The sequence below is a fragment of the Helicobacter apodemus genome (genome assembly GCF_000765745.2).
GTDB lineage: Bacteria > Campylobacterota > Campylobacteria > Campylobacterales > Helicobacteraceae > Helicobacter_D > Helicobacter_D apodemus.
Map to the genome: position 1 here is coordinate 1 of NZ_JRPC02000032.1, position 12,785 is coordinate 12,785.

General features: G+C 31.8%; 17 protein-coding genes. 1 reads left to right on the top strand and 16 read right to left on the bottom strand.

Annotated elements, in window-relative coordinates; translation table 11 throughout:
• Together LS72_RS09545 and dnaG are read right to left on the bottom strand one after the other, a co-directional pair.
• On the bottom strand, positions 1-2,429 hold a 2,429-nt coding region (locus LS72_RS09545; protein ID WP_138155295.1), incomplete at its 3' end, for a hypothetical protein.
• Between the two features lie 58 nt (positions 2,430-2,487).
• Complete coding sequence (gene dnaG, locus LS72_RS09550; RefSeq protein ID WP_052087334.1) at positions 2,488-4,029, bottom strand: DNA primase; 1,542 nt, start codon at positions 4,027-4,029, stop codon at positions 2,488-2,490.
• Between the two features lie 42 nt (positions 4,030-4,071).
• On the opposite strand from dnaG, the gene LS72_RS09555 reads away from it, so the two are divergent.
• On the top strand, positions 4,072-4,401 hold the full coding sequence (locus LS72_RS09555; protein ID WP_034554556.1) for a hypothetical protein: 330 nt from the start codon (positions 4,072-4,074) through the stop codon (positions 4,399-4,401).
• 32 nt (positions 4,402-4,433) lie between these two features.
• On the opposite strand, the gene LS72_RS09560 is transcribed toward LS72_RS09555, so the two are convergent.
• The 14 genes from LS72_RS09560 to LS72_RS09615 form a co-directional block, all read right to left on the bottom strand.
• Positions 4,434-5,600: an RAD55 family ATPase gene (locus tag LS72_RS09560; RefSeq protein ID WP_034554555.1), complete on the bottom strand. Its 1,167-nt coding sequence runs from the start codon at positions 5,598-5,600 to the stop codon at positions 4,434-4,436.
• Between the two features lie 6 nt (positions 5,601-5,606).
• The gene (locus tag LS72_RS09565; protein WP_034554553.1) at positions 5,607-5,939 is read right to left on the bottom strand and encodes a hypothetical protein; all 333 of its coding nucleotides are present in this window, start codon (positions 5,937-5,939) and stop codon (positions 5,607-5,609) included.
• Between the two features lie 74 nt (positions 5,940-6,013).
• Positions 6,014-6,280, bottom strand: a complete 267-nt coding sequence (locus tag LS72_RS09570) for a hypothetical protein (protein WP_034554551.1) — start codon at positions 6,278-6,280, stop codon at positions 6,014-6,016.
• Positions 6,281-6,289: 9 nt separating this feature from the next.
• A complete protein-coding gene (locus LS72_RS09575; protein WP_034554550.1) occupies positions 6,290-7,312 on the bottom strand; it encodes a helix-turn-helix domain-containing protein in 1,023 nt (340 codons plus the stop codon).
• Positions 7,313-7,315: 3 nt separating this feature from the next.
• Positions 7,316-8,371 carry a site-specific integrase gene (locus tag LS72_RS09580; protein ID WP_052087333.1) on the bottom strand — a complete coding sequence of 352 codons (1,056 nt, stop codon included), beginning with the start codon at positions 8,369-8,371 and terminating at the stop codon, positions 7,316-7,318.
• Positions 8,371-8,508: a hypothetical protein gene (locus LS72_RS10940; protein ID WP_194145596.1), complete on the bottom strand. Its 138-nt coding sequence runs from the start codon at positions 8,506-8,508 to the stop codon at positions 8,371-8,373. The genes LS72_RS09580 and LS72_RS10940 overlap by 1 nt, the downstream gene beginning before the upstream one ends.
• 1 nt (position 8,509) lies before the next feature.
• Positions 8,510-8,950, bottom strand: coding sequence for a pentapeptide repeat-containing protein (locus tag LS72_RS09585; RefSeq protein ID WP_052087332.1), 441 nt, complete (start codon positions 8,948-8,950; stop codon positions 8,510-8,512).
• 10 nt (positions 8,951-8,960) lie between these two features.
• Positions 8,961-9,317 (bottom strand): hypothetical protein, encoded by a 357-nt coding sequence (locus tag LS72_RS09590; RefSeq protein ID WP_034554548.1) that lies wholly within the window; start codon positions 9,315-9,317, stop codon positions 8,961-8,963.
• Positions 9,314-10,030, bottom strand: coding sequence for a hypothetical protein (locus tag LS72_RS09595; RefSeq protein ID WP_034554546.1), 717 nt, complete (start codon positions 10,028-10,030; stop codon positions 9,314-9,316). Before LS72_RS09595 ends, LS72_RS09590 begins: the two co-directional genes overlap by 4 nt.
• Complete coding sequence (locus tag LS72_RS09600; RefSeq protein ID WP_034554545.1) at positions 10,018-10,482, bottom strand: hypothetical protein; 465 nt, start codon at positions 10,480-10,482, stop codon at positions 10,018-10,020. The genes LS72_RS09595 and LS72_RS09600 overlap by 13 nt, the downstream gene beginning before the upstream one ends.
• Positions 10,483-10,542: 60 nt before the next feature.
• Positions 10,543-10,692 carry a hypothetical protein gene (locus LS72_RS10945; RefSeq protein WP_194145597.1) on the bottom strand — a complete coding sequence of 50 codons (150 nt, stop codon included), beginning with the start codon at positions 10,690-10,692 and terminating at the stop codon, positions 10,543-10,545.
• A gap of 11 nt (positions 10,693-10,703) precedes the next feature.
• Positions 10,704-11,114: a YopX family protein gene (locus LS72_RS09605; RefSeq protein ID WP_138155296.1), complete on the bottom strand. Its 411-nt coding sequence runs from the start codon at positions 11,112-11,114 to the stop codon at positions 10,704-10,706.
• Positions 11,115-11,117: 3 nt separating this feature from the next.
• The gene (locus LS72_RS09610) at positions 11,118-11,393 is read right to left on the bottom strand and encodes a hypothetical protein (protein WP_034555519.1); all 276 of its coding nucleotides are present in this window, start codon (positions 11,391-11,393) and stop codon (positions 11,118-11,120) included.
• Positions 11,390-12,547 carry a DUF5131 family protein gene (locus tag LS72_RS09615; RefSeq protein WP_138155297.1) on the bottom strand — a complete coding sequence of 386 codons (1,158 nt, stop codon included), beginning with the start codon at positions 12,545-12,547 and terminating at the stop codon, positions 11,390-11,392. Before LS72_RS09615 ends, LS72_RS09610 begins: the two co-directional genes overlap by 4 nt.
• Positions 12,548-12,785: the final 238 nt, after the last annotated feature.

Consider the following 12,785-nt stretch of genomic DNA (forward strand, 5'->3'; position numbering starts at 1 on the left):
TCTGTTAATCCTTTGGTTAGCTCATTGAAGTTATTAAGCAAAGTTTTATCAATCATTCCTGTCTCTTTAATCTTACCTGCTCCTTTGGCATTTTTTAAGATAGCCTTAGCAATATCCTCTAAAGAATTATCTACATTGTTGATTTTTTTATAAATGGTAGAATCTTGTATTTCTTTTAACTGGGCATAATCTGCTAGTTTTGTTTCATAGAGTGTTTTTGCCTGTTCGTAAGCTTCTTTATTCTGGGAGAAAATATTATTAATCCCTTTATTGATATCCTCTCTTAAATGGCTACTAATGAAGTTTTTAAGATAGCTATCTAAAGTCTTATCCTCTGAATAAAGATTATTAAGGCTTTTCCTTGTTGCTTCTAAATCCTTATAAGTTACGCCTTTTTGATTATAGACCTTATGCTTAATGGAGTTTAAAACATTTTTAAAAGATGAGGGTAATTCATAATTATTTAAAGTCTCTTCATAGAATTTATCAAATTCTTTAGAATCTAAGACCACCTTATAATTATCATCATAGATTTTGCTTAAGATTTTCTCATTAGCTTCCTCATAAGCTGCTTTTGTGCCTTTGGTATAATCATCAAAGATAATCTTAATATCTTGGGGGTTAATATCAAATTTTTCTAATTCCCTTGTTAAATTAGAAGTGGTTAGGTGCAGCATATTTTTTAGGTTTTGATTGAATTCTGGATTGGCTTTTGCTACTTCTCTTAAAATCTCAATAACATCTCCCCCATTACTACTTCTAATTACACTTAATAACTCTTGTTGTTGAGCTTTTAAAGTGGGTTTATCTTTAAAAACACCTGCTACTTTTTGGGCTGTGTTGTAGATTTTAGAATCCTCTCCTAATTTGTTTTTTAAACCCTCTAAACTTGTCTCTATTTTCTTTGAATCCAATGTTTGTGGGCTTCCTCCGATATTTTTAGCAAACTCTAAAAGCTCCCCTCTCTCCTCTTTAGAGAGTGTGCCTAATGCTAAGTCTTTAGCGGCTTGTATGTTTTGTGTGCCTGTTAAGTTTTCTTTGACAACATTTACAAGAACACTTTTAGATACCAAACTTCCTGCTGTTTTTAAACTCTTTGTAGTAAGCTTTAAAATCCCATTAGAACTCTTAACTAATCCTAAGATTACTCCATCACCAACTACAGATAATGCCCCCTCCTCTAGCATATGCCTATGAATCTCTTTAAAATCATTTTCTCTATTTAAGAGGTGATTACTAATAACAGCATCTACTCCAGCCCCTGCATAGCTTCCTATTGCCCCTCCTACTACTGCACCCCCTAATGTTGCTAAACCTTTAGGGGCTAATCTTGCCCCTGTGATACTTCCACTAATCCCTCCAGCAATAGAAAATTTATTAGCAAGTAGTGTTGGCAGAATAGAGCCTAAAAAGTTATGCTCTACATTGTAAAGTTTGCCCTCTTTATCCATAAAGAAAATATCCCCATTTTGGTCGTGTCCTGCTCTATCAAATCCATAAAAAGTAGCGATAGTTTTTAAATCTGTGAAATAAGCGTCTTTAGTTTTCTCATCTATCTCTCCACTTACAAGCCTTTTCATAAATGCACTTATGGAAGTGTGTTCGTGGATATTTGATAAATGGATTACAGCGTCTTTTACTTCCTTAGTGGCTTGTCTGTGTTCGTGTTCTTTTTTCCAAGCATTAAACTCTTGTTGATCATTATTCCATAGTTTTTTCCAAGTGCTAGTTTCACTCTTTACCTTTTCTCTATCTTGTGGTGAGAGTTCATTAAAATAAGGAGTGGATAATATTCTTTGCTTTTGTCTTTCTTTCTCTAAAAGCTCTTGTAAGTATTTCTGTGTTTCTTCCTTATAAACTTCCTCTCCTTTTTTCTTAGCTAAGATAAGTTTTATATTCTTGCTCTCTTGCAGCTTAAAAAAGGCATCTTTTTCCTCTTTGCTTAAAGAGCTTTCATCTTTTAAGGCTTTGTTTAAAAAATCACTATAAAACACTTCACTCTTAGCCCTAAAGGCTTCATCCTCTCTTTTTTGCTTAGCATCAAAGAGATAAGCAAAACCTTCAATAGGACTTTTAATCTTATCGTCTTTTTCTAAAATCTCTTGTGTAATAGGCTTGTTATTAAGGGTGTCTTGTTGCAGGGTATCTTGAGTATCATTAGTATGTATAGGGGGCATTTGTTGGTTTTGGGGATTTATTTGTGTGTTTGTTTGCGGTATAGATAAGGGATAAGCTTCCCAATTATTGCTGCTTTTTAGTGCATTATAAATCATCTCCTCTTTTTGTCCTTGTGGCAGTGATTTAAAGCTCTCCTCTAATTTTTCCCACGCAATATTCGTATTTACCCTATTTCTCAAATAATCTATGGTTTTTGCCTTTGGTATGCCATCGTTTTCTAATGCGTCAAAATCAAGAAGAATCCTCTCCATTTTTTAATCCCTTTAATTTTTTTGCAATATTAGCTTTTTAAAGACTTCAAAAAGAGGGTTAAAAAAATTCGTGCATCTTTGTAGTATAAAGAATGAGGCTATCAATATCCCTTTTAGCTTTGGCTTTTTCTATTTGCAATTTATAATATCTCCTCTTTAGCTCCAATACGCAGTGTTTAAATTTAGCAAAGGGGATGGTAGAAATACTTTCATCTAATAAAATATCCCTTGCTTTTTGGGTTAAAACTTTTTTAAAAACAAAAGATTCATAATCTTGGGCGTATTCTCCTAAATCCTCATTATCTAAGCAATTTAGAGTGATTTCAATTAAGCTCTCATCTAAAAGCAAGGTTTTTAAAAGGGATTGTTCTAAAGAAGTATTTTTATTATTCTTGCTACTTTGTGTAAAAAAGGATGGGGAGAGATTAAGCATATCTATGGCTTTGGCTATTAGCTCCTCTTTAAGATAAAAATTGCTCTGCCTTGCAATAATAGCTTTTATCTTGTTGATATGCTGCTCTTTTTCTTTAGGTGTTTGTGCGGTTTTAATGCCATTTAGGCAAAAATAAGAAAAGCCATCGATATTTTTAAACTGCAATTCCGCCTTTTTTTGTAAAATCTCCCCTATATCTTTAAATCCTCCACTTAAAAAAGACAAAGAGCAGTTAAAGAAACCTTGATTGATTAAAAGTTCTAAAGCTCTTTTTGAAGCCATAAGTCCTGCTTCATCATTATCAAAGCAAAGGTTGATATGAATATCCTCTTTTAATCGATTAATATTGCTTAAATGGTGGGTATTAAAAGCAGTTCCACAAGTGGCAACGCAGTTTCTAACCCCCATTTTATAAAGAGCAATACAATCCATAAAACCCTCTACAACATACACACTTTTTTGCTTGACTATCTCACTTCTAGCCTTGCTTAGGTTGTAGAGTATTTGGGATTTATTAAATATTCTGCTTTCTTTAGAGTTAATATATTTAGCAGTATTTATAAAATTAACATAAGGGTGAATCCTTGCTGAAAATCCTACTATTTTATGCGTAGCATTCCTAAGACCAAAGGTTATGCGATTAGAAAATGGGCTTTTATTATTCTCATACATTATAGCTAATTCTACTAATTCCTTTTTATACTCTGTTGGTAAAGTATTAGGACATAATCCTATATCAAAAGATTCTAAATCCTCTAATTCTAACCCACGATTAAACAGATATTGCATTATCTTTTCATTCTCTTTTGCCCTTAAATGTTCTTTAAAAATATCATTAAGAGACTTTAGGGCTTCATATCCTTTGTATTGGGGTTTTGCTTGGGTTTTAATAAGGGTAAAATTCACATCATTAGCAATTTCCTCTAAGGCTTCCTCAAAACTTAGCTTTTTATATTCTTGCAAAAATTTGATAGCATCCCCACTAGCTCCACAACCAAAACAATGGTAAATCTGTTTTTGGGGTGAGATTATAAAGCTGGGACTTCTTTCTTGGTGAAAGGGGCAATTGCAGGTGTAATTTACTCCACTTTTGCGTAAAGGTAGGTATTTACTAAGCACCTCTATAATATCTATTCTCTCTTTTAGTGCTTCAAGATTGGTAACCATAATACACTCCTTGTTTTGGTATAATATAAAGAAAGGTTTTTAATGTTTGATATGCTTAATTTATTAATACAAAATGGAATCCCGACTGCTTTAGTTATGTATATTGCAGGGATTATTACAGGGTATTGGATAAAGGCTAGAATTTTTCCTAAAATTGATAAAATCAATGTTAATTGCTTTGCAAATAACCACCCAGTGTTTAATGTAAATTTGCTCTTAAATGGAACTGAAGTAAAAAAGGTGTTATGCCCCTTTTTGCAAAATGGACGCTGTAAATTAGAAGATAGAGTTTGCATCTATCATACTCCATTTATAACGCACAAAACAAGCCCAGTAATAATGCCTAAGACAAACACAAAAACCATCCCATAAATAAAAAGATAAATTTCTTCCATACTAACTCCTTAAATCTTTGGTGTATCAATAATCATTGTTTCTTTACTATCCTCAAAAAACACTTCTAAAGGCTCTTGTTCCTGTTCTTTACTAAAGGTTAAGGTTTTGGGGTTAAAAAATACCTTTTCTTTAAAATGCTTCCCTGTTTGCTTGTTTTTCTTGACAATGATTATTCGCTCATTTTCGTTGAAATCTGTATTTTCTCCCTTTTGTTCGGGGATTTTCTCTATCCTAATAGTGATACTTGCTTCGTGTCCTCCCTTTTTGCTCCCCATAGGATTATCCTTATCTCCTTTAGCGGTTTGCACGATTAAAATCACAAAGATTTTTAAGGTATGGCAAAGCCTTGCAAGTGTGCTAAATTTTAAGCTTTCCTCCTCCTCCATACTTCGAGTTTGGGGGGTAGTAAGGCGCATTTGACTATCAATTAAGAAAAACTTAGCCCCCTTTTTATACATTCTTTTAATATTTGCTACAACCTCATAAATATCAAATCCCTCATTAACTATAATAATATTATCTGAACCACTAGTTTGCTTTTGTTTTCGATACAAGTGATTTTCAATCATAAATTCAAAGCAAAAAAAGCCTACTTTGGTTGTTTTAGCTAGATTTTCTAAAATTTGTAAGCCTAACATTGTTTTCCCAGCTTCTGCATCTCCACTTATAAGCATTAACTGCCCGAGTGTGAATCCCCCATTAAAACAAGAATCCAAAAAATCAATTTTAGTAGGATATTGCGGCATTTTGACTTTATCTTTTAATTCCTCAATCCATTCCTTTTCAGTTTTTAAGTCATTGCTATGTATTTCTAGTTGTTGTTGCAGCATTGATAAATCTAGCAAGACATTATCATTACTGGCATTTTTTAGTTTGTCTGCTAAAAGCCTTTGTTTTTTGATTTTAGATTCAAAAATGAAATTTTGCGTAAAATTTAAATAATTAGGGTTTGGCTCTGTAGAGAGGAAGTTTAAAAAATAATCGCTTTGCTTGAAATTTTCATCTAAAGAAGAAAGTAGTGTTTGTATGCTTAAAGCTTCTTTTTCTTTTAGGGGTATCATTTTTTCTAAAATATCTAAACCCTTTTTAGAAAAACAATTTTGGGTCACAATTTCTAAAAACTCAAAAAAATCCTCCTGGTAATGTACCATTGATTTTAAAATCATCGCTTCCATTGTTTCTTATGCCTCTTGAACCCATTTAGGGTATTTTTTAATCTCTTGAGAATACAGAGCTTTAGTTATAATCTCTATTTCTTGTAGCCTTGTGCCTACAAAGTTTTTAATATGCCCTTGATATGCCTTTTGCTCGCAAGTTTTTAGCATTTCTTTTTTAAAAATCCTTGCAAACTCATTTAAAGAAATATTAAATTGTGTATCATTTAAGACAAAGGCTAATTTCTGATAATAGCTTTTAGGAATAATGTTAATAAACTCTATGAGATATTCCTTTAATACTTCATTTTCTAATCGGATCTTACAAAGAGATACTTCGTTAAATATGCGTGTTTCCATTATCACAATCTTTTAAGAATTGAAAAATAAATAAATTTTGTGATGATTTTTGTATAAAAAAATCATCTAAGCACTTATGCAAATAAGCATTTTTGGATATATTTTTTTGTTTGCTTATTTTTCCTATTTTTTTGATTGTGCTTTGCTTTAGGATAAATTTTTTTCTTTTTTTTCTCTCCATTTTTAAATCCTTTAAAGGCAGAAATTAAAGCATTTTCAATAATCAAACTTCGGCTTATATTTTCAAGTTCTGCAATAAAATTCAAAACTTGCAAGGTTTGTTCTGTTAAATAAAAGCTCCCTGAATGAATCTTAGGGGTTTTTGTCTTTTTGTAGTGCATTTTCTCTCCTTAAGCTACAAAATACACTAAATCACCCTCTTTTTGGATATACCTAACCTTTGCATCAATCGTTAAAGGCACTATCTTTCCTTGCTCGTATTTGGCTAGATTTTCTGGGCTTAATTCACCAATATGTTGCATAATAAGTTCCTTATCTTGCTTATCTTGCTGTTGCTTATCTTTGGCTAATTCTTTAGCTAAAGATTTCCTAGAGCTAAAGCCATAGGTAGGCATTGTGGTTTTATTTTTAGGGAATAATCCGCTCCAACCTCGATTAATGCTTGTTTGAATAATGCTAATAATATCCTCTCCTTGCTCTTTTAGCTTTCTTAGATTGTCTAATATGCTTTTCTTTGTGCTAAGGCAAAGATTTCTGTGTTTTTCCTTGCGGTAATTAAAAAAGTTTTGTATGGATTTTAATTCTTGGTCCGAAAAGTCTTTAAAATCTAATTCAAGATTTTTCTTAGGCTTAATAAAGAGTGTTGATAAATTTATAACTTTTTGTGATTGTCTTAATATAGATTCTCTTTTTTTATAATATATTCTATCTTTATATGTTGATAAATTTTCCGTAATCGGTGATTCTATCAAACGGGAGGAATGATTATTTTTAGGCTCTTTTAAGCTTTCTGCTAAATCCTGCTCTTGTTGTTGCAAGGGTTGGTTTAGGAGATGATTAAATTCTAAATTTTCTATGATTTTTGGTTCTGTTATTTCCTCCTCTTTTATAAAAATCTCCTCCTCTTGAGGATCTATAAATTCATAATACATATCTTCATTAAACTTCCCATTTGTCTTGCCCTGTATTCTTTTTAAGAAAGAATTATCAATTAGCTCTCTTATGGCTTTTCTTATCGTTGTCTCTCCAATACTTAGCGTTTTTGCTAAATACGCAACATTGACATTCCAAGTATTAGGTAGGCTTAAAAGCAGTATCCCTACCATCTTAGCATTAATGCTTAAAGTCTCATTTTTGATAAAGGCATTGCTTACCTTTGTATAATCTGTTTTGCATTGTGATTTAACTATCATTTTTTACTCCTTATAATCATTTAAAAAGGTTGCCCTTTCTTTATTGCTGCTTTTTATAAATTTGGCATAAACCTTGTAGGTAATGTTTAAATTACTATGCCCTAGCATTTGGCTTATCCACATTGGCTCTTCTCCTTTTTGCAGCATTATAGAAGCGAAAGTATGCCTAGTGCAATAAAGATCTGCATTGGGGAGATTTAAGGCTTTTAATACTCTATTAAAAGATTGTCTGAAATTATGGATAAGTTTGGCGTATTTTCCTTTAAAGAGCCTACCTTGTGTTTTTAGCTCTAAATTTAAAATTGGAGGCAACACATCAATTACCCTATTACTTGTCTTTGTTTTGGGGGATTGAATACCATTTGCACTTAGTGTTTTAGTGATTTTTAGGGTTTTATTCTCTAAATCAAAATCGCTAGATTCTAAAGCAAAAATCTCCCCACATCTAGCACCACTAAAAAAAGCAAGGGTTAAGTAAAGGTGCAAGGAGGCAGGATACATTGGTCTTTTACTCTCTTTTAAGATGGCAAAGACTTCCTCTAGGCTAAAAACCATTCTTTCTTTTGAGGGCTTAATATTCCTTAGTTTTTTATTAAAGAAAGGATTTCTAAAATCACTCCTGCTTTGCTCGGCTAAAGTAAAAATTGCATTTAAAACCATACAATAAAGACTAATAGTAGCAGAGCATAGATTTTTTTGTAAAAGCTTGGTATAAAAGAGTTCTATATGGTCTTTATAATAGGCTTTAATAGGTCTATTGCCGATTATTTTTACAATGCCTTTAAGGGTTGATTGGTATTGCAAAAAGGTATTTTTCTTAATAAAGGGCTTTTGGGTTTGCAAGAATTTATTCCCATAATATAAAAAATCATTGTTTCCATTGCTAATATTTGGGTTTAAATGATTATCAATAAATGCCTCTAAATTAGTGCTAACAAACTCTATATTCTCAGGATTAAAGGGTAAAAAGGTAGAAAATCTAAGACGATTTCCATTAACACTGGTGTGAATATGGATTTTTCCACCCCTATTGACTAAAGGTTTTTGAATTTTAGACATTATTTCTCCTTTTTAGTTGGTGAGATACGCACAAAGGTATCAATGATATTATGTGATTTTTTAAGATAAATAAACCCATCTTTGACATAATAATACTTTGGGCTATATATTGATTTCTTTCCAATTATCATAGACATATTATTCTCCTATGGTTAAATTTATGGCTTGTGTTAGGATATGCAAGTATCCCCCTAAAGAATGAGTGAGATTCTCTAAGATTTGGCTAGGGTTTTTAACAAACTTTGCTATTTCAATACTAGTAGTTCCAATAAAGAGCTTTTGCTTAGTCCATACAAAAGGAACTTCTTGCAATTGCATAGAAAAGACATCTACCCCATTGCCTATACAAAGGGCAAAATTAACCCCCTCTAAATTAGCTTTTGACAAATCCGTGCCTAAAAGGTTGCAAGAGGTTAAATTAGCCCCGCCTAAATTGGCACTCCTAAAATTAGAATAGCTTAAAGTGCAGTGGCTAAAATTGCATCCTTGTAAATTGCTACCTGCAAAATTACAACTATGCAAAAATTGATGCGAAAAGTCGGTATTGCTTAAATCCATAAAAGCATAATTAGTTTGCATATCTATCCTTTTAGGGTTGTCTTAAAAGGCTATTAGCTGCTTCTTTTAAGGTAGTGGTAAAATAATCATCAAATACCGACTTTTCAAAACCCATTCTATAAGTGTTGTAGTTTTGCTTGATGAGTTTTACATACCCGCATAAATCCACATAAGAATCACTTTCTTGTAATTCTTGTAAGGTTTTACCACGCTCAAGCCCATAATGAAGCCTTGCTAACTTTAAGCTTAGATAAAAGCCTAAAGCATTATTGTGCTCTAGTTCTTGGCTTTTAAAGTCTTTAGCAAAGTCTAGGAGTTTTTCGCAATTGACTTTAAAGTCTCCATATTCTTGCCCTCTTTGGTATAAGATTTCATCAATGTTTTTCATTTGTTCTCCTTTTGTTGTGGTTGTTTTAGCTGTTTTATGTTGTTATAGGGGAGAAATTCCATATATTCCATATCCTCACTAGACAAATAAAACACATAATGTTCTTCTTTGCCTTTTATATAAAAGGCAAAATCTTTGGCATAAAACCCATTAAGACTCTCTTGGCAAGAGAAATAATGTAAAGTGGAATTTTCGGGTGTTGGTGTTCCAGGTAATAAAAGAGAAATTTCCTTAATGAAATTTAAGTCTCTATCAAAGATTTTTAATGCGTTGTTAGAAAAACAAAATACACCAAATCGTAAAAAGATAAGGTCAGAGTCATTTAAATTTATACCAACAAATGGGGGCATTTGTAAATAAGTATTAAAAGTATTAAAAGGTTTGTTAAAATCCTTTGTTTCAAACACATAAGAATTGCAAACAAAGAAGTTTTTATAAAAAATGCTATTTTGGACATTATTAATCCGTGCCACTTGGAGTTCAAATTTCCCTGTAAAATACCTAAAATGAGTTTTTAATCGCTCAAAATCTAACCATAGGTCTTTTTCTAAATCGCTATTATCACATTGTATTTTTAGAATACTAAAAGTATCACTCACATAAATAGCATCTTTTTTGATAAGGATAGTTTTTCCAGGTCCCAAATTTTCCTTTGCCTTGGCATAGTTGTAATTAAAAATCCTAGAATCTAAAGTAACACTTATTTTATCCATTGGTTTTTCTCCTTTTGTTTTCCTATTTTTAAGATGGCTTTTAAAATTTCTGCCTCATTAGATAGGCTTTGCATTTGATTAGTATTGAGTGTTTTACTCTTTTGTTCTTTATGAATTTGTGCTAATCTTTGCGGAGCTGTTGTGATAAGCTGTTGAATTGCTTTTTTGTGTTTTTTCGTCAAAGATTTAAATCTTATAAAACCTTTAACTTGCTTATAGACTTTTTCATAAAATATCATAAAAGGCGTAATAGGGATAATGCCAACAAAACAAACCACATCAACAAGCCATATACACATACATTTACCACAATAAAACAAGGTATTAGTTTGGTGATTATGGATAATGGTTTGTAAAGCATTTTTTTGTATTTTAAAATCTTGTTGGTATTTTTCCCTTACATTAAATTTTTCACAATATGCCTTAAATAAGGTATTTAAATTATCATTCATTGTTGATCCTTTTAATCTCAATAGTTTTTTCAGGGTCGTTGCTTAAGAAGCATACAAACCCTAAGTCATACAAAGTTTAGTAAGTTCCACAATGTAATCATTTAACTCACTTCTCTTACGCACACTTCGTGCTATCTCATTTACTATGTAGTCTTTATCGTTATTAACCTCAAATATCTCGTGTATTCCCTCTTTGGTAAAAATTGCCATCTCTACTCTCCTTATAATAACTTTGGATTCTCGTGGATATTGCCGATAACTTCTATACTTGGATTTAGTGGGGATGAAAAATCACTAATAACTGGATGTTCTATACAAACAAACTCAAACATTCCTCTCTTATGATTAAATTCTATTTTTGAATAATATTCAACGCCTCCTCCATCAACACAATGGGCTATAATATCTCCCTCATAAATCTTATTGCCACTTTTATCTTTTAATCCTGTGTATAGTTCAACTTCATAATTGCTACTAAGCATAGAAGCAGATTCAACATTTTTAGCAAAGATAATCCCTAAATTTATACTAAAAGTTTTTTTATCACCTGGCATCATTGAAAATTCTAAATTGTTATAGTATATTTTTTTAGAAATATCCCACACTCTAAAATCCAATTCTTGTAGTTTCATTATCTACCTCCACTCTTTTATGATAAATTCAAATTCTTTTACTCCAAACTCATAATGATGGATAAACTCCCCATTTTGAATATGAAGTAAAACCCTCTTTCTGCCCTTTTGATACTCGCGAAGTTGCAAATGAAAAACTGCGTATTGATTGAAAGGATAAGTATTAGATACTACTTTAAACTGCGGATTAAGGAATTTTATTTCATCATACGCAGTTTTTAAATTGTCCTTAAATATTCCTATCTTTATTACTTCATTTGCAATTTCAACCTCATTCATTTCATGTCCTTATTGCCTAAGCGATTTGAAAGTCTTTCTCTATGCTCTCTTGTTATTTTATGTATATCTTTATGAAAAATTCTCCGATTGACATATTCATTGGCTCGATAGACAAGAGCCTCTTTTTGTGTATCAAACTCAACCTTTTCATAAAAATTACTGGCATTACAACCTGTTACTTCTACAATCCATTTTTTTTGGTAAGGAAATTCTTTATGTTTTTCTATCCACATTGGAAGCAAGGGGTATTTTTCACGCTTTATGCTCTCCTCAACATTATTCCCCCATTGCTTAAAGAAAAATGGCACATCTTTTTTTCTACATTGATTCCATATAGATTCTGCCCATTCTGTCTTTGAGGGTCTTGACTTATTAGGATTGTTAGGGATTTTTTCACCCCCTAAAATCACCCAATCTAAATATTCAATATACGCACTTAAATCTATATTCTCTAAGCAAGGCTCAATAAATACAAATATTTTTAAGTCTTGGTGGAAATAATCCTTAAATAGGTTTTTAAGCCTTAAAAGATAAGGTATCCGCTCATCTGCATATTGTTGATTTTCAGCAGTTACACCAAACCAAATATGCTTATACATTTCACTCCTAAAGTAATTCTCTAATGTGCTATGCTCTTCCAAATAACCATCAAAGACATAGCCATTAAAGTAATCAAGCATATTTTTTGCTCTTTTAGTAAGGATTTGAAAGATTAAATCTTGCCTACGCCTCATATAATCAAATGCTGTTGTAAGACAATATGGCTCAATATCCTCGTGAAAAGTATCGCTCATAGAATTAACAAAGATTTTACTTCCACTTGGATATTTCTTTTTGTCTAAAATATCGTTCAAGGATTGTTTATGGAATACAACTTTATCCCAGCCCAAATAGTATTTTGGCAATGTTTTAAATATTGCGTTGTTCTCTCTACAAAGGCATTGATACATATTCAGATGATACTTACTATCGCACCTTTGGCTCATTTCTTCATGGCAAAATTTACATATGATAGGCTTATGTGCTTCTTTTCTTGCCATTCCTTGCAAACACTTAGTCATAGCCTTAGCATAGCAGTTATCACACGCAGCAGATATTTCAGTGCAGCCTGTTATCACATTCCAAGTCTTATCTGTCCATTCTATTTTTCTCATTTTGTTTCTCCTATTAAAGCATTTCGCAAACGCCACACACAAGGGCAAAAATACATACTTATTGCCCCACACACTCACACACAAAGGCGTTATGAACTAATATAAACTAATGTTTAAATGAATAATTTTAAAAAGTGAAAATCAATTTTTGAAGCAAAAAGTGCAGTTTTGGCACAAAATTTCTGCAACCCCATTGGGTTTCTACCCCCCCGCCTTTTAGGTAAAAATTCCTACAATT